General features: G+C 32.6%; 23 protein-coding genes and 1 pseudogene. 16 read left to right on the forward strand and 8 right to left on the reverse strand.

Going from position 1 to position 21,086, the window contains the following annotated elements; all coding sequences use genetic code 11:
- Positions 1-10: 10 nt before the first annotated feature.
- From guaA to KA856_RS04865, 6 genes are all read left to right on the forward strand, one after another.
- Positions 11-1,552, forward strand: coding sequence for a glutamine-hydrolyzing GMP synthase (gene guaA, locus KA856_RS04840; protein ID WP_107383872.1), 1,542 nt, complete (start codon positions 11-13; stop codon positions 1,550-1,552).
- A gap of 340 nt (positions 1,553-1,892) precedes the next feature.
- Entirely contained in the window at positions 1,893-2,321 is a 429-nt protein-coding gene (locus tag KA856_RS04845; RefSeq protein ID WP_107383873.1) for an organic hydroperoxide resistance protein, read from the forward strand.
- A gap of 309 nt (positions 2,322-2,630) precedes the next feature.
- On the forward strand, positions 2,631-2,828 hold the full coding sequence (locus tag KA856_RS04850) for a hypothetical protein (RefSeq protein WP_107385935.1): 198 nt from the start codon (positions 2,631-2,633) through the stop codon (positions 2,826-2,828).
- Positions 2,829-2,865: 37 nt separating this feature from the next.
- A complete protein-coding gene (locus KA856_RS04855; protein ID WP_226952043.1) occupies positions 2,866-3,129 on the forward strand; it encodes a hypothetical protein in 264 nt (87 codons plus the stop codon).
- A 524-nt stretch (positions 3,130-3,653) separates the two neighbouring features.
- Positions 3,654-4,301, forward strand: a complete 648-nt coding sequence (locus KA856_RS04860; protein WP_107386694.1) for a hypothetical protein — start codon at positions 3,654-3,656, stop codon at positions 4,299-4,301.
- 323 nt (positions 4,302-4,624) lie between these two features.
- A complete protein-coding gene (locus tag KA856_RS04865) occupies positions 4,625-4,789 on the forward strand; it encodes a hypothetical protein (protein WP_182478557.1) in 165 nt (54 codons plus the stop codon).
- 80 nt (positions 4,790-4,869) lie between these two features.
- On the opposite strand, the gene KA856_RS04870 is transcribed toward KA856_RS04865, so the two are convergent.
- Positions 4,870-5,037, reverse strand: a complete 168-nt coding sequence (locus KA856_RS04870; RefSeq protein WP_181187401.1) for a hypothetical protein — start codon at positions 5,035-5,037, stop codon at positions 4,870-4,872.
- A gap of 196 nt (positions 5,038-5,233) precedes the next feature.
- On the opposite strand from KA856_RS04870, the gene KA856_RS04875 reads away from it, so the two are divergent.
- Complete coding sequence (locus KA856_RS04875; RefSeq protein WP_107385660.1) at positions 5,234-5,758, forward strand: GrpB family protein; 525 nt, start codon at positions 5,234-5,236, stop codon at positions 5,756-5,758.
- A gap of 72 nt (positions 5,759-5,830) precedes the next feature.
- Here the strand turns inward: KA856_RS04875 and KA856_RS04880 are convergent, their stop codons facing one another.
- Positions 5,831-6,043 (reverse strand): hypothetical protein, encoded by a 213-nt coding sequence (locus KA856_RS04880; RefSeq protein WP_107385661.1) that lies wholly within the window; start codon positions 6,041-6,043, stop codon positions 5,831-5,833.
- 189 nt (positions 6,044-6,232) lie between these two features.
- On the opposite strand from KA856_RS04880, the gene KA856_RS04885 reads away from it, so the two are divergent.
- The 3 genes from KA856_RS04885 to KA856_RS04895 all read left to right on the forward strand — a co-directional run bounded on the left by KA856_RS04885 (position 6,233) and on the right by KA856_RS04895 (position 7,643).
- Positions 6,233-6,427 (forward strand): hypothetical protein, encoded by a 195-nt coding sequence (locus KA856_RS04885; protein ID WP_107385662.1) that lies wholly within the window; start codon positions 6,233-6,235, stop codon positions 6,425-6,427.
- A 171-nt stretch (positions 6,428-6,598) separates the two neighbouring features.
- Positions 6,599-6,760, forward strand: coding sequence for a hypothetical protein (locus KA856_RS04890; RefSeq protein ID WP_154409607.1), 162 nt, complete (start codon positions 6,599-6,601; stop codon positions 6,758-6,760).
- A gap of 577 nt (positions 6,761-7,337) precedes the next feature.
- The gene (locus tag KA856_RS04895; RefSeq protein WP_107383879.1) at positions 7,338-7,643 is read left to right on the forward strand and encodes a hypothetical protein; all 306 of its coding nucleotides are present in this window, start codon (positions 7,338-7,340) and stop codon (positions 7,641-7,643) included.
- A gap of 148 nt (positions 7,644-7,791) precedes the next feature.
- On the opposite strand, the gene KA856_RS04900 is transcribed toward KA856_RS04895, so the two are convergent.
- Entirely contained in the window at positions 7,792-8,208 is a 417-nt protein-coding gene (locus KA856_RS04900; protein ID WP_107385663.1) for a YxeA family protein, read from the reverse strand.
- A 343-nt stretch (positions 8,209-8,551) separates the two neighbouring features.
- Between KA856_RS04900 and cspD the strand changes: the two genes are divergently transcribed.
- On the forward strand, positions 8,552-8,752 hold the full coding sequence (cspD, locus tag KA856_RS04905; protein WP_019469926.1) for a cold-shock protein CspD: 201 nt from the start codon (positions 8,552-8,554) through the stop codon (positions 8,750-8,752).
- A 580-nt stretch (positions 8,753-9,332) separates the two neighbouring features.
- Here the strand turns inward: cspD and KA856_RS04910 are convergent.
- Both KA856_RS04910 and KA856_RS04915 read right to left on the reverse strand, forming a co-directional pair.
- On the reverse strand, positions 9,333-10,766 hold the full coding sequence (locus KA856_RS04910) for an MDR family MFS transporter (RefSeq protein WP_107524083.1): 1,434 nt from the start codon (positions 10,764-10,766) through the stop codon (positions 9,333-9,335).
- 252 nt (positions 10,767-11,018) lie between these two features.
- Positions 11,019-12,638: a PucR family transcriptional regulator gene (locus tag KA856_RS04915; RefSeq protein WP_107385666.1), complete on the reverse strand. Its 1,620-nt coding sequence runs from the start codon at positions 12,636-12,638 to the stop codon at positions 11,019-11,021.
- 316 nt (positions 12,639-12,954) lie between these two features.
- Between KA856_RS04915 and allW the strand changes: the two genes are divergently transcribed.
- The 5 genes and pseudogenes from allW (at position 12,955) to KA856_RS04935 (ending at position 17,942) form a co-directional block, all read left to right on the forward strand.
- The gene (gene allW / locus KA856_RS04920) at positions 12,955-14,445 is read left to right on the forward strand and encodes an allantoin permease (RefSeq protein WP_107385108.1); all 1,491 of its coding nucleotides are present in this window, start codon (positions 12,955-12,957) and stop codon (positions 14,443-14,445) included.
- A complete protein-coding gene (gene allB / locus KA856_RS04925; protein WP_245336617.1) occupies positions 14,435-15,796 on the forward strand; it encodes an allantoinase AllB in 1,362 nt (453 codons plus the stop codon). The genes allW and allB overlap by 11 nt, the downstream gene beginning before the upstream one ends.
- Positions 15,797-16,062: 266 nt before the next feature.
- Positions 16,063-16,206 (forward strand): hypothetical protein, encoded by a 144-nt coding sequence (locus tag KA856_RS13865; protein ID WP_226952041.1) that lies wholly within the window; start codon positions 16,063-16,065, stop codon positions 16,204-16,206.
- A gap of 18 nt (positions 16,207-16,224) precedes the next feature.
- Positions 16,225-16,341, forward strand: a pseudogene (locus KA856_RS13870) (transposase); the annotation flags it as partial.
- A gap of 254 nt (positions 16,342-16,595) precedes the next feature.
- Positions 16,596-17,942 (forward strand): alanine/glycine:cation symporter family protein, encoded by a 1,347-nt coding sequence (locus KA856_RS04935; RefSeq protein WP_107383769.1) that lies wholly within the window; start codon positions 16,596-16,598, stop codon positions 17,940-17,942.
- A gap of 125 nt (positions 17,943-18,067) precedes the next feature.
- Here the strand turns inward: KA856_RS04935 and KA856_RS04940 are convergent, their stop codons facing one another.
- The 3 genes from KA856_RS04940 to KA856_RS04950 form a co-directional block, all read right to left on the reverse strand.
- The gene (locus KA856_RS04940; RefSeq protein WP_107383768.1) at positions 18,068-18,655 is read right to left on the reverse strand and encodes a histidine phosphatase family protein; all 588 of its coding nucleotides are present in this window, start codon (positions 18,653-18,655) and stop codon (positions 18,068-18,070) included.
- Between the two features lie 272 nt (positions 18,656-18,927).
- Positions 18,928-20,178, reverse strand: coding sequence for a M20 family metallo-hydrolase (locus tag KA856_RS04945; protein ID WP_107385668.1), 1,251 nt, complete (start codon positions 20,176-20,178; stop codon positions 18,928-18,930).
- Positions 20,178-21,020 (reverse strand): alpha/beta hydrolase, encoded by an 843-nt coding sequence (locus KA856_RS04950; RefSeq protein WP_107385669.1) that lies wholly within the window; start codon positions 21,018-21,020, stop codon positions 20,178-20,180. Before KA856_RS04950 ends, KA856_RS04945 begins: the two co-directional genes overlap by 1 nt.
- Between the last annotated feature and the right edge of the window lie 66 nt (positions 21,021-21,086).

Here is a 21,086-nt window from a genome sequence, read left to right on the forward strand (position 1 = left end):
ATTTAAAGTTATGGAAATGGCGAAAGAGCAAGAGCTCATACTTGTTTTAGATTTTGGTAGCCAATATAACCAATTAATTACACGTCGTATACGTGAAATGGGTGTGTATAGTGAACTGCACGACCATGAAATCAGCATTGAAGAAATTAAACGCATGAATCCGAAAGGGATTATCCTTTCAGGAGGACCAAATTCAGTATATGAAGAGAACTCTTTTACGATTGACCCAGAAATTTACAATTTAGGTATTCCTATTCTAGGTATTTGTTATGGCATGCAATTAACAACTAAATTGTTAGGCGGGAAAGTTGAACGTGCCAATGAAAGAGAATACGGTAAAGCCGTGATTAATGCGAAAACTGACGAATTATTCTTCGGATTACCTGAAGAACAAAATGTTTGGATGAGTCATTCAGATAAAGTTATTGAAATCCCAGAAGGTTTTGAAGTGATTGCAGACAGTCCAAGTACGAACTATGCAGCAATTGAAGATAAATCACGCCGTATCTACGGTGTTCAATTCCATCCTGAAGTACGTCACACTGAATTTGGTAACGACTTATTACGTAACTTTGTACGTCGCGTGTGTGAATGTACTGGCGAATGGTCAATGGAAAACTTTATAGATATCGAAGTTGAAAAAATTCGCGAACTAGTTGGTGATCGCAGGGTGCTATGTGCAATGAGCGGTGGTGTAGACTCATCTGTAGTTGCAGTATTATTACACAAAGCGATCGGCGACCAATTAACATGTATCTTCGTAGACCACGGCTTACTACGTAAAGGTGAAGGCGACATGGTCATGGAACAATTTGGTGAAGGTTTCAACATGAACATCATTCGTGTCGATGCTCAAGAACGTTTTATGAATAAACTGCAAGGTGTGTCAGATCCGGAACAAAAACGTAAAATCATTGGTAATGAATTCGTTTATGTCTTTGATGATGAAGCATCTAAGCTAAAAGGTGTTGATTTCTTAGCGCAGGGCACATTGTATACAGACGTTATTGAATCAGGTACAAAAACAGCACAAACGATTAAATCACACCATAATGTAGGCGGATTACCTGAAGATATGGAATTCCAATTAATTGAGCCTATTAATACATTATTCAAAGATGAGGTGCGTGAATTAGGTATCGAATTAGGTATTCCAGAACACTTAGTATGGAGACAGCCTTTCCCAGGTCCAGGTTTAGGTATTCGTGTGCTGGGTGAAATTACAGAAGATAAACTTGAAATCGTACGTGAATCAGATGCGATTTTAAGACAAGTCATTCGTGAAGAAGGTCTTGAACGTGATATATGGCAGTATTTCACAGTGTTACCTGGTATTCAATCCGTAGGTGTCATGGGAGACTACCGGACATATGACCACACTGTAGGTATTCGCGCAGTGACATCTATTGATGGTATGACAAGTGACTTTGCACGTATTGATTGGGAAGTCTTACAAAAAATTTCAAGCAGAATTGTTAATGAAGTAGACCACGTGAACCGTGTTGTTTATGATATTACATCTAAGCCCCCAAGTACCATAGAGTGGGAATAATAGAATAGAATGATGAACACCCCCTTGAGCATAGGCTTAAGGGGGTGTTTTGTGGGTTTGAGAATTTGAGGGAATGGCTAAACTGGCAGTCTTACGGGTGAGTTAAATGAATAAAATAAATTATACGTTAAATTAATTGAAAGTATTTTAGCCAAATAGGACATTTACTTATGTACTTGTCCTATTTTTTTATGAGTAGACATAAATGACAATTTAACACTTATGATTTTAAATATCTAAAAACTAATGATAAAATACAATTAGATTAAGCTTAATTTGATATGTAAAATGATTAATTAATCATTATTATTGAATTTCAAAAATTATTGGAGTGATTTTCATGGCAAAACCATTATTTGAAACAACTGTAATAAGTAATGGCGGAAGAGATGGAAAAGTTTTTAGTGAAGATAATACATTTTATCAAGACTTAGCTGTTCCAAAAGAAATGGGTGGCAACGGCGTTACTGAGTCAAACCCTGAACAGTTATTTGCAGCTGGTTACAGCGCTTGTTTTAACAATGCACTAATGCATATTTTGAAAGGTGCAGACAAGGGTATGATTGAGCCAGAAGTCCGTGCGACTGCTTACTTATTGCCAGATAAATCTGATGGCGGTGTAAAATTGGCTGCTGAATTAGATGTAACACTTAAAGATCTCAGCCAAGAAGAAGCGGAGATGTTCGTTGAAAAAGCGCATAATTATTGCCCGTACTCGAAAGCACTTAAACACAGTATTGATATTGAAATTACTGTTAACGTTAATTAAAGTGATGCAAAAAGCTAAATAGAATTTTTTGGAATTTTATCAAGCAGTCATATATCTATATAACCGTATCTTAATTAGTGCGGTTATTTTTTATAAAACAATATACTCCAACTAAATGTATAAGTACTTTCATTAAGAAAAAAGTATCAATTTGATCATAAACACATTGGTATAAATCAGAAAATATTTTATGGAATTTAGTGCTGTATTTTTAGTGATGGTGATATTGTTACATCATTAAATAATGGGCCACCCTCAGTGGAAGCATCAACATTTGTAACTATAACTTTATAAATTGGAGTACTTAATATGCCTAAATCACAACAAGTATTGGTTGGTATATGGCTAATATTATTTATTTTTAATTTCATTGCACCTATTATTGGAACAATGATGCATATTGAAATATTAGAATTTAGCTCACCTTTAATTAAAGCAGTACAATTCGCATTTGTCATAATTTTTGGTATTTTTACATATAGACAAATTAAACGTAAAGGTTTCTAGCAGTGCAAGAAAAAAACTATACGATCGGAGTTTTAATATGTCTATGTCAAACATAGTCATGCTGATACTTACTATAATAATGCTGTTATTTGTATTTGTTTTTGGTCTATTACTTGATAAACCAGTTATATACATGTTTATTGCATTGTTTGCTCATTCAACGTTTTTATTCATCATTCGTTACTTCTGGCAAGATAAAGAATTTGGAGAAGCTTTTACACATTCTTTTGATTTCATTACCATAACAATAGTTATTATATTTACAATTTTGAAAGTTCAAAAAGCAAAATCAGGTGAATAATACGTTTGAATATACGTATACCTACTATTGATAAAACGAAGAGTGGAACTTTTGTTTAAAAAAACAATTGGAATATACTAATAAAATTTGAAAATCAATGTTATGAAAAATTATAAACACCTGAAATGACATTTTAAAATAATATCGAATAATATTTAATCATATAAAAAGAGCTGGAAACATTGCTAAGGTGCAGTTTCCAGCTCTTTTTATTTTGATTTTTACATTTTGACAGAATCGATATTACCGATATTTAAATTTAAAACTTGCATATTATTACTATTTTCTAGTTATATTTTTACTTAATTGGAAATATTCCTCTAATACACGACTAAATGCAATAATATAGTGATTAGTAATGAATCCATAAATATTCGTTATTAATTTATAAAATATATTGTATACATACAACAGATAACTTCTTGGTAGTTAAGGAAAATTTTATATTACGAAAATTCACTTTAACAGTAAAAGTGAGTGAGATATTAATATTACAATAACTCCATTAGAAAGGAAGTTTCGAAATGAAAAAGTTACTATTATCTACAGCTTTATTAATGACAATTGTACAATTTAGCAGTCAAGAGGTAAATGGTGAAGAGATTCCTCATGGTATTTTGCATAAGGATGGAAGCTTTACAGAACCAAATGTGTTTCCGCACAAAGATATAGCAGAGGTTGAAAAACCGATAGAGTTAAAGGATGGTACGAAGAAAATTCCTCATGGTATTTTGCATAAGGATGGAAGTTTTACAGAACCAAATGTGTTTCCGCACAAGGATATAGCAGAGGTTGAAGAGCCGAAAGAATTAGAAGATGCTACGAAAGAATTTAATCATAAATCTAATAGTGAGACGTCATTGCACAATAATGCAGTAAATGAAAAATTAAAAGATGAAGGTGTTTTAAACTCTAGAAACTCAGGAGGAGAAAGTGATCGATTTAATAAAAATCAGAACTTAGATGCTTCAAAATATAATGATTTCTCAAAAGTTGAGACTGAAGTAAAAAATTCAAAAAATAGCGTGAAGCACAATGCAATAAAAGAATTACCTGATACAGGCATGATTTCAGATAATAGAACACTAACCATTTTTTTAGCGAGTATCTCATTGATTGTGGGTAGTTTATTATTATGTAAACGTGTTAATTTTAAAGTTTTTCAAAAATAAGACATTTTAGGTATTGCTATTGTCGTAATCTTACAGTGATGTCATTCTGAATAACATTAACAAAAATTTAAATATTATGATGTGGATGAAGTCACAAGCATTTACTTTCCATAAGATATTCAAAGCTGAAACATTATTATGTTTCAGCTTTTGTTTTTATTACAAGTATAGTTGAATTGGGATATTTTCAATTACAATAAGTTGGATTATTTACAAACAATTCACGTTTTAAAATGTATGATATTATAAAAATATAAGTCGAAGTATCTTTTGAACTTGAGCGAATAATAATAAGTTATACAGTACATTTTAGGAGAGGTAAAATGAAAACGGTTGGCATTATTTTAGGGATTTTAGTTATTCTTTCTTGGCTATTTGTAATGAAAGAATACAAAAATGGAAATCAGGGCACTCATAAAGCTCAAAATGTTATGTTATTAGCTTGTTTGTTAACTATAATTACGACCGTTTTACAATTATTTTATTAGTCATTCGTGAATTAAGTTTGTAAATGAACAAATAAGTAATGTTATATAGAAGTCTCAACATATTTCCTTTGATTTTAAACTTAGGACTGAGACTTAACTTTATTGTAAAGAATACCTACGCCACAGTTGCTATATCCTAATTGGTAATCAAATTTAATGATTTCGATATAAGGATTTTCTTCTAAGAATTCATTAACTTTCTTGTTTAAGCCTTTTTCTGTCATAGCTGTTAAATTTACAAATTTCATATGATGACTCCTTTACTATTTTTATTATATTATACAGTATTTTAGAAACATACTTTTTACAGTTCGAGTTTTAATTCAACTATATCATTTCTCATTTATGGTAAAAAGTCACCTTATTTTAAAATGTTTTAGTTGAGATGAATTTTATGTCACTTTTTAATATTAATGAGGATAAAAGAAAGTAGGAAATTGAACGATGGAAATTATATTAAAAAAAGATTATGAAAAATGGGAAGCGCAATTTGTTAAAGAAAAAGATCTATTGTTAAAAGTAGTTGGTAAAGAAATCATAGAAATGCATCACATTGGCAGTACAGCTATAAAAGATATTTATGCTAAGCCTGTTATTGATATCATGGTAGTCGTAAAAAATATAATGTTTATGGATCGTTACAATAATGCGATGCGACAATTAGGCTATGAACCTCAAGGAGAAAATGGTATCAGTGGTAGAAGGTTTTATATAAAAGGTGCGGATACTAGAACTTATCATGTCCATATATTTCAATTTGATAACTATGAAAATATTGACAGACATTTAGCGTTTAGAGATTATTTAAATGCTAATAAAGCTATTGCGAAAGAATATGAAAATTTAAAAATCACACTCGCTAACAAGTATTCAAATAATAGAAGTGCGTATTCAAATGGCAAATCGCCTTTTATCAAACGCATAGAGAGTCAAGCATTAAAGTGGTATCAAAAGAATCAGGATGGATAGGCTACCTACTGTCTTATTTACATAATAATTAAATCTTTCATCTTATTTTGATTATTACTCAATTCAAATTTATTAAAACAAATTTGAATTGAGTAATAATAGATAAAAGCCTGTTGCCATAACTGCAAACAAACACCACATAAAGTGGCATTGTTTACCATTCATTGTTGCCGTGCCCTCATTTTCAGCCCGTTTAATAAGCTTGATATGTAAAAGTATTGTTGAATTTGAAGCATATACAAAAACAAAAATAATACCCAAAAGTGTAAGTAAAAATAGTTGCACATTACCCCTCCAACTTTATGATATTTAATCCATAAAATTTTTAAAAAATAACCATGTACAATGTTAATTATAAAATAACACACATGTTTTTAGTTTGTAATAAAAATTAAAATTTATTTCAATATTTATTCTTTAAAAAACTTGTGGTACGATGTGGAATAAATCAGATGATATCTTGGAGGGCGAACCATGGCTATTATATTGTTAAGCATTGTTTTGATCGTTAATTTTGTTGAAGCGTTGTATTTAGGAGTCAAATTTATTCGGTTGAAAATGCGTAATGCACCAGATCAAGCGTATAAAGATTTAGTGAGTTCTCCGTTTTGGTTAATGTCACTCATTATTTCGATTATATTATTTGTGATTGCATACATATTGAGTTGAAAAACAATAAGATGTGCTTAAGTGGAATTTTCCATATTTTATAAATAAAAAGTTATTGTATTTGTGACGCCAAATTTTTTAAAACTCTACAACAGACTGTCTTTATTTCTTTTTAAATGAATTTCAGTATAGGAATAATGTAAATTAATATAGCGAAAAGGGAGCAATCCAATGAAACTTTCATCTATATTAATCAGTATTATAACTGGTTTACTTATGTTTTTAGTAACGTTTTATACTAGTAATCATGCTTTGATACCGTCATTAGTTATGGGTGTTGTCGGTTTAGTAACAAATATATGGATTGGCATCGAAGCAAAAAAGCGATTATGAGCGTTAAAATGATAGAAAATATTAGAAGTATTAAAGACTGAGGCAAATGTTGTCTCAGTCTTTACTTTATCATTCAGCGATTTTTATATTTATGGATGCTATTGTTGTGATATTGCTCTCAAAACTTATGAATCTGTTTCATGCATAGTCAATTCAATATGAAATAATGAACTGTTAGTCAATATCATCTTATATCCAAAGAATATAATGCATTATAATAGTATAAAATAATGAAATGTTTTGAAAAATTTTTAAAAGGATAGATATAAAAGAGATTCATTATAAGGGGATGAGGTATATGGTTTCGGTGTTTTTAGAGGCGATATAGAAAATCGGTGTCATATTATCGATTTTCTATATCGTTTTATTAAATTATAAGTATAAATAAGAATTATCTAAATCAAAGTTTAAAATATAATTTCAGGGTATAGATGTAATATATAACTTTTGGAGTAATTTTATTTTATTGTAGGTGGTACGACTTGATTTATTGTATTAAGTTTAGTGTCAAAAAGTTAACTTGTTAGCATGTAGTCTTAATTTGAGATGGATTTGGTGAATGAAATGGGGGATCAGAATGGTTAATAATTACAATAAAGATATAAAAATAGATAGAACTGATGAAATGCGTTCAGATGAAATTTCTAAAATGATTGAAGAGGGTGGACTTGGTGCTGACCAGTATTATGTTATAGATAAGTATCAGCCCAACCATAAGAGATTAGTAGAAAATATTGATCAATTTCGACAAGAATTAGTTCAAATGAATAATGATGATTTAGTAGACATTTTGATTATTAACACTCAAGAAAATACAAGTTCTAAGTACAGCCAAGCATTAATGATTATTAAGCATGAAATAGTCAAAAGAATGAATAACTAAGTCGTAGTTGCTGAATCATTACAAACAAAGCGCGCAAGTTAGAAAGTTATATTTTGCAAATAAATATTTCTAACTTGCGCGTTTATTATATTATTAGCACATTAAAATAACATTGTTATTAAGTGGATTATTTTAAATAATCAGGTGATTATTGAAGTTGATTTAATGCTTTTTTGGGCACTTTATTTTTAGCTACTTCTTCATAACTTTGGACATGACCAAGTTCGGTATCTAATTTTAAGAAATGATCTGTTTTTAAGGGTTTTTCACCAAAACCATTGAAATCTAAGTGTTTTTTTTCACCTTTTTTATTATATCCATCTTGCTTATAATTATATGTGACAAAGACTTCTCCATTATCATCTTTATTGTGCTCAACTTTTGTTGGCTTTTGAGTTTTTACGTAATATGTTTCATTAGTAATGAGTGGGTTTAATTTGGCAAAACTAACGATATCAGTATTGTCTGAGTTTTTTTCTGCGTAAACTTTCCAGCCAAAAAGGCCGATAAGAACAATGATAATGATAATAAAGATGCTTAGAAGTACTTTTATTAATCTGTTCATATTTATTACCTCCTTAAAGTAACTATCTATAATGTAAAAGTTATTTGATTCGTTTGCTATATTTTTAAGTTACAAAAAAGCATTTTAATATAACGATTTTGTCATTTTTTCAAATGTGATTAAATGATATATATTCACCAATGGATTATATTACTAAAAATAAAGTGCAAAATATATTTTTTTGAAAATAGGGGTATACAAAAGTCGGATTATTCGTTATACTAGGTATTAAGTAATTTAGTTCGTGAAATTGATTTGTAGTTTTATTCTTTTGAATTTACTCCTTTTGATTTTTTAGACAGATTACAAATTTTTGTGCAAAAGCACTTGGAGGATTTTTATTATGAATAACGGTACAGTTAAATGGTTTAACTCAGAAAAAGGTTTTGGTTTTATCGAAGTAGAAGGCGGAAACGATGTATTCGTACACTTCTCAGCAATTAACCAAGACGGCTACAAATCATTAGAAGAAGGACAAGCTGTTGAATTCGAAATCGTTGAAGGCGACCGCGGACCTCAAGCAGCTAACGTTATTAAATTATAATAACGCATAAAAAAAGACGAGCAACGCTCGTCTTTTTTTATTTGTCTTAAAATCAATAATTGAAATTATATGTGTGTATTCACTTTTAAAGGTGCAAATTCAAAGTCAGCTTGCTAGTTATGACTCGGGATTTGCACCTATTTTTTTGTTTTTTATTACCAATAAAATATTAACGACCTGCGAAAGGTTGTTTAGCATTAATACATCATTTGAAGCTAAACTTATAAAAGAATGGTAATAGCCACTAACAGCAACATAAAAATTAATTTTGGGTGTATGCATGTAGAATAATTTTTAACATCATTTTGGGTTGAAATAGAGCCTTGTTTTAAAGTGCTTCAATGAGAAATTACATATGAATACGTTGTATTTTGGCGAGACGCTTGAGGGAATAGGACAAGCTGAAGACTATAGGCTGAAGCTGTCCCCAAAGAAAGTGAGCCAACAATACGAAATATTGAATAATAAAATAGCTATGAAAAAATCTATCGTCATAGATTTCTTCATAGCTAATCTTAGTATGTTTTTTCACCGTTCAAGTTGTTGAAACGTTGCTACTTTCACTTAAATAGATTTAATATTATACTTCACGCGTATTTTCCGCTTTATTTTTTGTTTTTATCAGTAGTGTTAATATAAAACCAATAATTAATAAAAGTGTAGTGAATGCAAATGCTGCGTCAACACCTTGTACGGTCGCTTGTTGTGCAATGTCTGTTTTAGATTGATTTTCACTTGGAACATAATTTGTACGAATAATTGCCATAATTGTAATCATAATGGCGGTACCAATCGCACCTGCAATAATTCTTAAAGAGTTAATAATCGCAGTACCGTGTGAAATATTTTTGCTTTCTAATGCGTTAATACCAATTGTATTCAGTGGCATTATAATCAATGCTACAGCAAACATTCTTATTGCGTAAATGATGACAATATACCAATAAGGCGTCTCTGATGTTAAGAAACAATGTAGTATTGTCATAAAAATTAACAGTACAAATCCAGGAATCGCCAATACTTTCAAGCCATATTTATCATATATTTTCCCTGTATAGACGGACATGAATGCGTTGACTACTGCACCTGGTAAGATAACAAGACCTGACAGAATTGCAGATAGACCTAAGCCTGATTGGACATAAATTGGAATCAATAATGCTGGGCCTACAATTCCGATAAATAATACCATAGATGCAAATGCAGATAGTGAAAATGTACGATTTGTAAATACGCGCATATTTAATAGCGGATTATCGATTCTAATTTGTCTTGTTACGAAAATGGTAACAATTAAGATTCCCACAATAAGTGAAATAATAACGATTGGTGATGTGAAACCTAAGTTGCCTGCGCTACTAAAGCCGTAAAGCATTAAACCAAAGCCTAATGTTGAATATATAACAGAGGTTTTGTCTAATTGTGTATGTTTGGTTTCGTTATTACTTTCTACAAATATCGCACCTACAATAAATGCGATAATCGCAATAAAAGCTACCACAATAAATGGTGCTCGCCAGCTAAATGTATCAATTAAAAACCCAGTTAAGGTTGGTCCGATTGCTGGTGCTGATTGTGCTACTATACCGGTAAGTCCCATTGCAAATCCACGTTTCTCAGAAGGGAACAGTGTGAAAACAGTGAATTGCATAAGCGGTAAGAGTATACCTGCGCCAATAGCTTGAATCACACGTGCAAACATGAGTAAGCCAAATGTAGGCGAAAGTGCTGCGATGATCGAACCAATTAGGAACGCACTCATAGAAAAAATATAGAGTGGTCTTGTATGAAATCGATCCATGAGAAAGGCTGTTAGTGGAATCATGATGCCATTCACTAACATAAAACCTGTAATTAACCATTGAGCAGTTGTATCAGTTATTTCTAATCCCGTAATAATTGCTGGTAGTGCGGTATTAAGCAATGTTTGATTTAGCATTGCTACAAAAGCACTACTTAGCATAACTAATATAATCGTATTTCTTTTTTTGTTAGATATAACATTCTCCGACATTATAAACGCATCTCCTTTTTATAACATCCCATCGATAAATTTTAATTATTTTAAGTTAGCAAAGCAAACCATTCGGTTTAAAAAATTAATATTTTTTACAAAGGATTTCTAGAAAAAAATAATGGATAGATGATATAGGTCGGAATACATCGTTTTAAAGGTGGCACAAGTCAGTGTTGTTCAATTAATGAAAAAGCTACGCTGCTTGCACAACCATGCAAACAACGTAGCTTTTTGAAATAGATTGAGCACTTAATCGAAACTAATCATTTCAGATACATATAAAGCAATACGTATATTTAAAGAATGAACAGGATCTTCAATATTTGTGCCAATCATATTACTACATTTATTGATTCTATATTTCACTGTATTTCTGTGTATAAATATTTTATCTGCCGTTTTAGTTATATCGCATTGATTATCCATGTACACTTTTAAAGTTTGTTTTAATTCTAAATCTTTTTTTTGTTTTGGATAACTCAGCGGGCCCAAAGTATGTTTAACGAAAGGTAATAACTTTTCTTGAGGGATAAGCTGTAATAATTCTTGGATATCTTTGGAATGATATTGTGAGATAAATGCTTTTGCGTTATTTAACAATTCATTTTCAAAGGCTTCATTTGCTTCAAAAAAGGAAGATGGTAACTGTGTGAATTCTGTTACTTCATTTCCAATGCCAAATGAAATCGTATCATCAAAGTACTCGCTATAACTTTGCTGTATTTTTTTAAGGTATTCAAAGTAATATTCGTGACGATTTTGAATGAGTATCGCAAAACGATTGTTACTAGGTAATTTATAAATACTTATATAAGAATCAATATCAGTTAATTTATGCTTTAACCAAAGGAATGTGAGATGGTGCCGTTCATTTAGGTAATAACTATTTTCTAAATTATTTTTAGTATCAATACCGCAAATGATAATTTGATAATAGTCAGAAGGATAAATATAATATTGTCTTAATAAATCAGCATGCTTTTTAATCGAAAGGGTTTGATCATTTTGATTATTGACCAATGATTCGAAAAATCGATTAATATCATTTTCTTCGGCCTCTTGTATTTTGGTGTTTTTGTATAAGGCGAAACTCAACACACTGACTACTTGTTCCAGTGTTAATAAGCTAAATGGATAGGAAAGCTTATTAACTTGAGAAACCATTAAATAGTAAGGGAAGTATGTGTAGCCTAATACTTTGAAGATTACATGGTCTTTATTTTCAAAGACGAGGTTATTTTTATCATATGTTAGCGCATCTTGATAATGGTTCATGAAATATTTGGTGTGTTCAGTCATTAAGGCATTACCTTGTCTATAATGACGACTGTATGCTTCAGGTGCCTTGAATGGGTCAAATAGGATGATAGGTACGCCTAGTAATTTGCTCATGCGATCAATCATTGTATCAATACTGAAACCTTTGATTAATAATTGGTTTAATTCTTGTTGTACTTGTAATGCGTAATTTAGCTTTCCTGTTTCAGAATCTGAAATAAATGAAGAAATCTCATGTGTAATTTCACCTAGATTCCAACTTTCTGGTATTTCAATTAAAGGGAATTCAATAGCATCCGCAAAATCAATGACATCTTGATTGATTTCATGTAAAAATCTTGAAACTTTGATGCCAAGTCCAGCAGTGTGTATATCATTCAAATCTTTAATTAACTTTTTCAAGTTATCTTGATTATCTTGAAATAAGACACCAGTTGTTAAGATAAATGAATTATTTGAAGTGAAATGCTTAATATCATTATTCTCAGTAATGTCCAAATTTGTCACTTCTGCTGATAAATCTCCGTTGCTGTTTAACAATTTTAAGCCTTTAAATTGGGGAACGGATAAAATTTCGTTTAGAGTAGTCATAATTATGTCCTCCGCTTCTAATTTACACAATCACTCGTTATGAAAATGCATAAAAAATATATAATAATAAATTCTATTTGTCTGTATTTATCTTAAAAAGTAGTGTTTTTGTCGATTTGTGATAACGATTGTTCAAAGTGCTCAAAAAATTTAATGTATATCGTTAATTATACACTTATTTTGTCCGATTCCTATAATTTTATCGTATAGAAATGTCATTAATAACAAAGAAAAACGCTTACACTCATACTACACTTATAACTGAGGATTATACATTTAGTTATTAGCTTATTAAAGTAAAGGAGATATAAATAGAATGGGAAGACAGGAAAACAATGCGGCATTATCACAAGCGGTTTTCGAAAAGCGCGGTTATAATAAAGATATAATGCCAAAGACACCGGCACAAAGAAATAACTCCGCATTCAACTTTTTTACACTATGGATGGGCGCTGTACATAATATACCTAACTATACTGCAGTTGGGGGATTTTTATTAATAGGGCTATCGCCATTACAAGTAATATTTGCATTAATATTAAGTTCTTTTGTAATCGCTTTATTATTGGTAGGTAATGGTTATGCTGGCTCGAAATATGGTATTCCATTTGCTATGCAATTACGTCATACATATGGTGATGTAGGAGCGAAGCTACCTGGTATCCTACGTGGTGTTGTAGCAGGTATTGCTTGGTTTGGTCTACAAACATTTGCTGGATCACAAGCATTATTAATATTATTAAATAAAATATTCCCAGGCTTTGCTGACATTGGACAAGGTATATCAATACTTGGTATCTCTGTTCCAGGTCTCATTGCATTTTTAATATTTTGGGCTATTAGTTTTGCGATTGGATTTGGCGGTGGCGATATTTTAAATAAATTCACAGCTATATTAAATCCACTTATTTATATTGTATTTGGTGGTATGGCTATCTGGGGCGTTATGGCTGCTGGTGGCGTTGGAAATATATTAAATTATGAAATTTCTACAAAATCAAATGGTATCATTTACCCAGCGATTTTATCCTTTATTTTAATATTCAACTCGCTTTTAGGCGTGTGGGCAGGGCCAGGTGCAAGTGTCTCTGATTTTACACAAAACGCAAAATCTACTAAAACACAGGTGATTGGTCAAATTTCAGGTATCGTTGTTGCGCACATTTTATTCGCGATTGCGAGTGTGTTTATCATTATTGGTGGTTCGATTTATCTCGGGCATCAAGAATGGAACATCTTAACAATTATTAATGAATGGAGCAACTTCTGGGCGATTCTGATATCTACTGGCGTGTTATTGATGACGACGATTTCGACAAATGCGACAAGTAATATCATTCCAGCAGCATATCAACTCACTGCACTTTTACCAAAATGGATTAATTACCGTCGCGGTGTAATTATTGCCTCAGTATTGAGTGTAGTCATTATGCCGTGGAAGATGATGGAAGAGGAGGACAGTATTTTCTTATTCCTAAACGCGATTGGTGCTATACTTGGCCCGGTAGCAGGTGTAATGATTGTTCATTTCTATATTGTGTCTAAATGTCACATTGATATAGATAAGTTGTATTTTGACTTAAAAGATAAAGAACAAAAAATACCACGTATTAATGTTTCTGCATACATCGGAACGATTGCTGGTGTCATCGTTTCAATACTAGGGTTTTTACCAGCATTCACAGTGATATCAGACTTTTCTTGGTTTATAGGCTTTATCATTGCCGGTGGTGTTTACTTAATTTTACATTATGTATTCCATGCAGATAAAAGTAAAAAAGGAGGAGCAGAATATAATGAAGTATGATTTGATTATTAAAAATGGTTTAGTCATTTTAGAAGACGGGGAGCAACAAGTTGAAGTTGGTGTTAAAAACGGTAAAATTGCCGCAATTGGTCAAGCATTGGGAGAGGCTGAGCAAGTCATTGACGCACAAAATCAAATTGTTTCACCTGGAATGGTGGATGCACATGTGCATATTACTGAACCAGGTGGTGGTTATCGTGACGGTTGGGAAGGTTATGTTACAGGAACAAATGCTGCTGCTAAAGGTGGTGTAACTTCATTTGTGGAAATGCCATTAAACCAAGTTCCAGCTACAACTGACAAAGCGTCTATCCAAGCTAAATTTGACGCTGGGAAAGATGAATTATCAGTGGATGTCGCAAGTTATGGTGGTTTAGTACCATATAACTTAAACGGCGGTATTCAAGAATTAGATGAAGCGGGTGTTGTGGCTTATAAAGCTTTCTTAGCTACTTGTGGTGACCGTTCTATCGAAGGTGACTTTGAAAATGTTGACGATTATTCATTATATGAAGGTATGAAGCAAATTGCTAAGACTGGTAAAATTTTATCAATTCATTCTGAAAATGCGACAATCACTGATCGATTAGGTGAAATCGCAAAAGAAAATGGTGAAACGACATTAAGCGCTTACGTGGATAGTCGTCCAGTATTTACAGAAGTTGAACCAATTCGCAAAATTATTTTATTTGCTAAAGAAACGGGTTGTCGTGTGCACATCGTACACGTGGCTTGTGAAGAAGGCGTTGATGAAGTCATCAAAGCACAACAAGAAGGCGTAGACATTACTTGTGAGACATGTACACACTACTTGTACTTCTACAAAGAAGAATTAGATGACATTGGACCAGTTGTTAAATGTTCTCCACCAATCTGTGAACAATCTCGCTTAGAAGGAATGTGGGATCGTGTATTAAACGGTGATATTAGTTTTGTAACATCTGATCATTCACCTTGTACGCCAGACTTAAAAGATACAGACAATGCATTTGAAGCATGGGGAGGTATCGCTGGATTACAAAACAACGTAGATATTTTATTCGATGAAGGTGTTCAAAAACGTCAAATGTCATTAACAAAATTTGCTGACATTATTGCGACAGCACCTGCTAAACGCTTTGGCTTAGATACAAAAGGCAGTATTGCAATTGGTAAAGATGCTGACTTCGTATTTATTAAACCTGACGCACCGTATACATTAAAAGCTGAAGATTTAGCTTATCGTAACAAAATGAGTCCATATATTGGGCGTGAAATTGGTGCCCAAGTAACACGTACAATTTTAAGAGGGCAAGAAATTTATAGTGATGAAGCAGGTATTTCAGATAAACGTATTGGACGCTTTATCTAAAAATTTCTTGAAAAAGCTTGAAGTTAAGGATATTGGGATATAAAAACAAGATCAAAAAGGACTAATCCATTTATTAAATGAATTAGTCTAGACTGTCGACAGAGTCTCCGACTTTGTTGGCAGTTTTTTTATGCACGCTTTCCGCGGGCACTGCCTTAGCCTGTAGTCTTCGGCTAGTGCTATTCCCGCAGGAGTCGGCATAAACCGCTGATAACATTACTGCAAAAATATTATAATATATAAATTAAATAGCAGTGGTGTTTGTTATGTTGGATAAATCAATTGATAAAAGAGATCAATATGAAATAATTTCTATCTCTGAATTAGTTCCTAATAATCATTTATTGCGTAAAGTTGTTGCGGTATTAGATTTAAATTTTGTATATGAGTTTGTTGAAGGAAAATATTGACTTGATAACGGTAGACCATCAATAGATCCAGTTGTTTTAGTGAAAATATTGCTTGTTCAAAGACTGTTTGTGATCAAATCAATGAGGCAAACGATTAAAGAAATAGAAACAAATGTAGCATACCATTATATTTAGAATATAGCTGAAGATTTAAGGTTTGTTAATACTGTGAAGAAACAAAAAAACTAATCCATTTATTAACTGGATTAATTTTTTTGTTTTCATAAACTCTAAACTCGGTTTGAGTGAGCAACTCTAGGGAATAATATTACATATTACATTTATTTAGTGTCTACATAGCTCATTTTTATAGCGTTTTGTGATTAAAGACATAAGATTTTTATCACAACAGATGGTTAGATGCTTTAAAAACAAAGGGGTTGTAATATTTGGAAAAATTAATTTCTTTTTCGGATTGGTTATGGGGGTATCCACTTGTACTTCTACTTTTGTTTGCAAGTGTATTTTTGACAGTCTATTTAAATTTTATTCAATTTCGTCATTTTTTCTATATGCTCAAACAAACATTTGGAAGTGTTAATAAAAAACCTAAAGGGGAAGGGACGATTACACCTCGTCAGGCTTTGACTTCTGCACTATCTTCAACTGTAGGTGCAGCTAATATTGTTGGGGTGCCTACAGCGATTATGATGGGTGGACCTGGCGCGGTATTTTGGATGATGGTTATTGCTTTTTTAGGCATGGCTTTAAAATTTAGTGAGAATGTCTTAGGTGTCCACTATCGTGAGAAAAATAAAAAAGGTGAGTTTGTGGGCGGCCCGACTTATTACATGAAAAAAGGTTTTAAAAATAAGAAGTTAGGTACAATTTTTTCTTTGATATTTGCCTTTGCATTGATGATTGAAATTATTCCAAGTATTATGGTTCAAGGTCATTCTGCAGCGAGCACTATGAAAGATACGTTTAATGTACCTATGGCAGTTTCTGGCATTATATTAGCATTTCTTGCTGCGCTCGTCGTTTTTGGTGGTGTGAAACGTATCGCATCATTTGCTGAAAAAATTGTGCCAATCATGGTTGGTCTTTACTGTTTTTTTGGTTTTTTAATCATTTTGATGAATATTGGACATGTGCCTAACGTTATTTGGTTAGTGGTAGAACAGGCATTTAATCCTACGGCAGCTGTTGGAGGTACATTTGGTGCAGCGTTAGCTACCACAATTCGTTGGGGCTTTGCTAGAGGGATTTATTCTAATGAAGCTGGTCTCGGTACATCATCTATCGCGCACGCAGCCGCAAAAACGGATCATCCAGTTCGCCAAGCATTCTGGGGTATCAGTGAAATCGTAGTAGATACGTTAATTATTTGTAGCACGACTGGTTTTGTGGTCTTAGTTTCAGGTGTTTGGAAGGCGGGTGATGCGAAAGCGCAGTCTGCAGCACTAACAGCCAGAGCGTTTGAAAATTCTTTTGGTCAATTTGGAAGTATGATGGTCTCTATTTCAATGATGTTTTTTGTATTTTCGACCGTTGTGGTAGTTATTTTCTACGGATCGAGAATGGCAGAGTTTTTATTTGGACTTACGGCAGGTTGGGTGATGAAAACAATATATGTGCTTTCAATGATAGTGGGTGCGTTAGGTGCTGCACAACAATTGTGGGACTTGCTTGATTTGGCACTTGCTGCCGTATTGATTCCAAACGTTATCGCAGTGATAATGTTATCGCCAAAAGTGAAATCGTTAACTACAGATTTCTTTAAAAATTATAAGTAAAGTTAGTGAATATAAAAAGTACCAAACCTCATACTTGTCATTACTAAAAGGAAAATATTGAGTTTAACTTTTAGTATGATGAATCATGGATGAGTGTTATGGTACTTTTATTTGTTAGTAAATAGTTATGATTTCGGGTTCTGGGCTGGTAAGTGATGTGTCGTATTATAGTCTAGGATATGCGTGTGGTTGTTGTTAATTTCTAAAGTGCTGAAACTACCATTAGTAAGTCTAGTAACACCTGTGCCGACTGTCCCATTAGAAAAATAGTGAAATATAGCATTAATAAAAGCACCATGAGAGACAATCAAAATATTTTTATTTGTGTAATTCTGATGTACAGTACGAATCCCCTTTAAAAAACGTTCAGTAACCATTGCTTCAGTTTCTTTGTTTGGATAATCGCGATTAGGAAAACGCACATCTCGTTCGTAATAAGTAAGACCTTCTGCATCTCCAAATGCAACTTCAATAAACGACGTCATTTCATGAAGCGGTATGTTTAATTTTTGTTGAATAATTTTTCCAGTTTCTTTAGCTCTTAATAAAGGGCTTGTAATAATAAGATCCCATTCATTTTGAAGTAAGGAAACACCACAGGCTTGTGCTTGTTTTATGCCAGATTCATTCAGTGGGATGTCTGTTCTACCTTGTAATTTACCAGCAATATTCCAGTCTGTTTCTCCATGTCTAATAAAGCATATTTTTGTCATTATATATCAACCTTTACAGTGATGTAGTGATGTGTATTCAGTAACATCTCTATTATATCGCTAACAATTTTCGATTCATATGGTATTGCATAATTTGACTTGGCATCTATCTAAAGATGAAAGTTACACACATGTTGGTGTTAAATAATAAAACGCATATCATTAAGCATTGGTCCCGAAAGCAAGTGCTTATGAAATGATAATAATGGATGTGACTATGCTAAAAGTTTTACCTTCATAATAGCAATTGATTGGTCAAAAGCCAATGTGCATTATGTGTCCAATACTGTGTCAACTTTTGCTAATTCAATCGTCGTTGCTATCATCACATTAATACCTTTTTCGATTTGGCTTTCAGTTACAGATTCTTTTGGGGAGTGACTAATGCCATTTTTACACGGGATAAAAATCATACTCGTAGGGCAAATGGGTGCGAAATTCATAGCATCATGACCAGCACCACTATACATATAGCGATATTGGTATGCTAGTGTCTTACAACTGTGTTCAGAAATCTCAGCAATTGTTTGATTGAATTTACGTGGTTGATCCTGACCTAAATCTTCTAATTCATAATCTGCTTGACGATTTGTTGTAATAGTTTCGATGTGTGCTTTTATCTCTTCGACTACTTTTTCACGAATAGCTTCATCTTTACCTCGAATATCGATGAGTAGTGTGACCTCACCAGGGATTGCATTCATTGTATTAGGATAAACGTTGGCATAACCCACAGTCGTTACTATCCCCTTATCATGGTAAGCCTGGCCTAAGGCTTCGATTTTTAAAATGATTTCAGCAGCAGTAGTCAATGCATCTGTGCGCATCGGCATAGGTGTTGACCCTGAGTGACTTGTAACGCCAGCTATTTGTAACTTGAAGCGGTGTGGTGCAGCAATGTCTGTGACGATGCCAATATCCTTTTGATTATTTTCAAGAATAGGCCCCTGTTCAATATGTAACTCTAAAAATGCTTTGATTTTGTTTCTTTCAAATAATGCTGTTTTACCGTTCATATCTTGAGCTAAAGGTGCAACGATATCATAAAGTACGTTGCCATCATTATCTTTGATGAATTTCATATCGTCTTTTGTCATTTTGCCAGTAAGATATTTACTACCTAAAGTTGCTTCGTTGAAACGTGTAGATTCTTCACAAGCAAAAGCAATAATAATAATTGGATGATCTGTTTCTATTTGATGTGCGTTTAAATGTTCGACAACTTCAAGTGCACCAAGGACACCTAAAAGACCATCATATTGTCCACCATCTTTTACTGTATCGATATGTGACCCCAACACAATTGGCTTTAAAGAAGGCTGCTTTCCCTCTCTACGTGCGATAACGTTACCAAAGAAATCAAAGTAAACATCTAGACCTGCCTTTTGACATAACATTGAAAATTTTAAAGCCGCGACACGTTCTGGATGACTAAAAGCAATACGGTTAATACCGCCATTCTTAGGATTTCGGGCAAAATTATTAAACGTTTGAAAATTTTCTATTACATTTTGTAAGTTCATCATTTATCCCCTTCAATATTTAGTGTAATTTGATTCAAGAATTGAATAGCTTGTTCATATATTGCTTTACTAGTGGGGCTAACCTCACGATCAAAATCATGGCTGTTCTGGTCTAGACATTCAAAGTGACTCGTTTCAACTAATCTATCAATATATTCACTTTCACTATAAGGTACATCAGGGTCTCCTGTACAGTGTACAATGAACATAGGAGGGAAACATTTCAATTCTTTTGGCGAAATATTATAAGCACTTTGTGTTGATGATTCAATGCCTAAATATGATAGCCAATGCGCTTGGCCACGAGCATATAGGTAAATAGGATATCTTGTTTGCAATGGCCCAAATGTTAGTGGTTTAGGTTGAATAAGTTGATTTAATATCTTCGGCGTGATTTGTGTAGATAATGCTTGATATTGCTTATTTGGTTTCAAAAATGAAGGTACATGTACACGGTAATAACCATAGAAATCAATGATACCATCAACTTTACGATGACGTGCGACAAGCATCGCTAAAAATGAACCGGCTGAGCGTCCAAAAGTAATCAAAGGTAACGAAGGATAAAGCGATTTTAAATGATCATAATTACTAAGTGCATCCTCAATAATCGTATCAATATGACTTTCTGGAGCAAGTCGATAGGAAACCATTATTAAATGATATGATTCCGATAAAATATCAATATAATCTTGTGGTAAATCGTTTGGCTGACCAAAAATTAGCCCACCACCATGAAAATATATAATGATGCCTTTGGGGTTTTGATTTTTAGCTTTTATCATTGAATAAGGTAATGGAAATCCATCCTTTGATAGACAAGTAGCTTTTTGTTGAGTCAAAATGATCTAGCCTCCTGTTAGATATATTTTGCTAAATATAGTATCTCAAATAAAAAATACCGCGTA

Source organism: Staphylococcus sp. GDB9P120P, from assembly GCF_017893435.1.
Classification (GTDB): Bacteria; Bacillota; Bacilli; order Staphylococcales; family Staphylococcaceae; genus Staphylococcus; species Staphylococcus cohnii.

Bases quoted from the DNA above. Each gene is read 5' to 3' on its own strand.
- KA856_RS04900 (WP_107385663.1), bottom strand. From the start codon at position 8,208: ATGAACAGATTAATAAAAGTACTTCTAAGCATCTTTATTATCATTATC.
- KA856_RS04850 (WP_107385935.1), top strand. From the start codon at position 2,631: ATGCCTAAATCACAACAAGTATTGGTTGGTATATGGCTAATATTATTT.
- guaA (WP_107383872.1), top strand. From the start codon at position 11: ATGGAAATGGCGAAAGAGCAAGAGCTCATACTTGTTTTAGATTTTGGT.
- KA856_RS04890 (WP_154409607.1), top strand. From the start codon at position 6,599: ATGAAACTTTCATCTATATTAATCAGTATTATAACTGGTTTACTTATG.
- allB (WP_245336617.1), top strand. From the start codon at position 14,435: ATGAAGTATGATTTGATTATTAAAAATGGTTTAGTCATTTTAGAAGAC.
- KA856_RS04860 (WP_107386694.1), top strand. From the start codon at position 3,654: ATGAAAAAGTTACTATTATCTACAGCTTTATTAATGACAATTGTACAA.
- KA856_RS04940 (WP_107383768.1), bottom strand. From the start codon at position 18,655: ATGACAAAAATATGCTTTATTAGACATGGAGAAACAGACTGGAATATT.
- KA856_RS13865 (WP_226952041.1), top strand. From the start codon at position 16,063: ATGTTGGATAAATCAATTGATAAAAGAGATCAATATGAAATAATTTCT.
- KA856_RS04855 (WP_226952043.1), top strand. From the start codon at position 2,866: ATGTCTATGTCAAACATAGTCATGCTGATACTTACTATAATAATGCTG.
- KA856_RS04945 (WP_107385668.1), bottom strand. From the start codon at position 20,178: ATGAACTTACAAAATGTAATAGAAAATTTTCAAACGTTTAATAATTTT.
- KA856_RS04915 (WP_107385666.1), bottom strand. From the start codon at position 12,638: ATGACTACTCTAAACGAAATTTTATCCGTTCCCCAATTTAAAGGCTTA.
- KA856_RS04865 (WP_182478557.1), top strand. From the start codon at position 4,625: ATGAAAACGGTTGGCATTATTTTAGGGATTTTAGTTATTCTTTCTTGG.
- KA856_RS04845 (WP_107383873.1), top strand. From the start codon at position 1,893: ATGGCAAAACCATTATTTGAAACAACTGTAATAAGTAATGGCGGAAGA.
- KA856_RS04885 (WP_107385662.1), top strand. From the start codon at position 6,233: ATGGCTATTATATTGTTAAGCATTGTTTTGATCGTTAATTTTGTTGAA.
- KA856_RS04895 (WP_107383879.1), top strand. From the start codon at position 7,338: ATGGTTAATAATTACAATAAAGATATAAAAATAGATAGAACTGATGAA.
- KA856_RS04870 (WP_181187401.1), bottom strand. From the start codon at position 5,037: ATGAAATTTGTAAATTTAACAGCTATGACAGAAAAAGGCTTAAACAAG.
- cspD (WP_019469926.1), top strand. From the start codon at position 8,552: ATGAATAACGGTACAGTTAAATGGTTTAACTCAGAAAAAGGTTTTGGT.
- KA856_RS04910 (WP_107524083.1), bottom strand. From the start codon at position 10,766: ATGTCGGAGAATGTTATATCTAACAAAAAAAGAAATACGATTATATTA.
- KA856_RS04875 (WP_107385660.1), top strand. From the start codon at position 5,234: ATGGAAATTATATTAAAAAAAGATTATGAAAAATGGGAAGCGCAATTT.
- allW (WP_107385108.1), top strand. From the start codon at position 12,955: ATGGGAAGACAGGAAAACAATGCGGCATTATCACAAGCGGTTTTCGAA.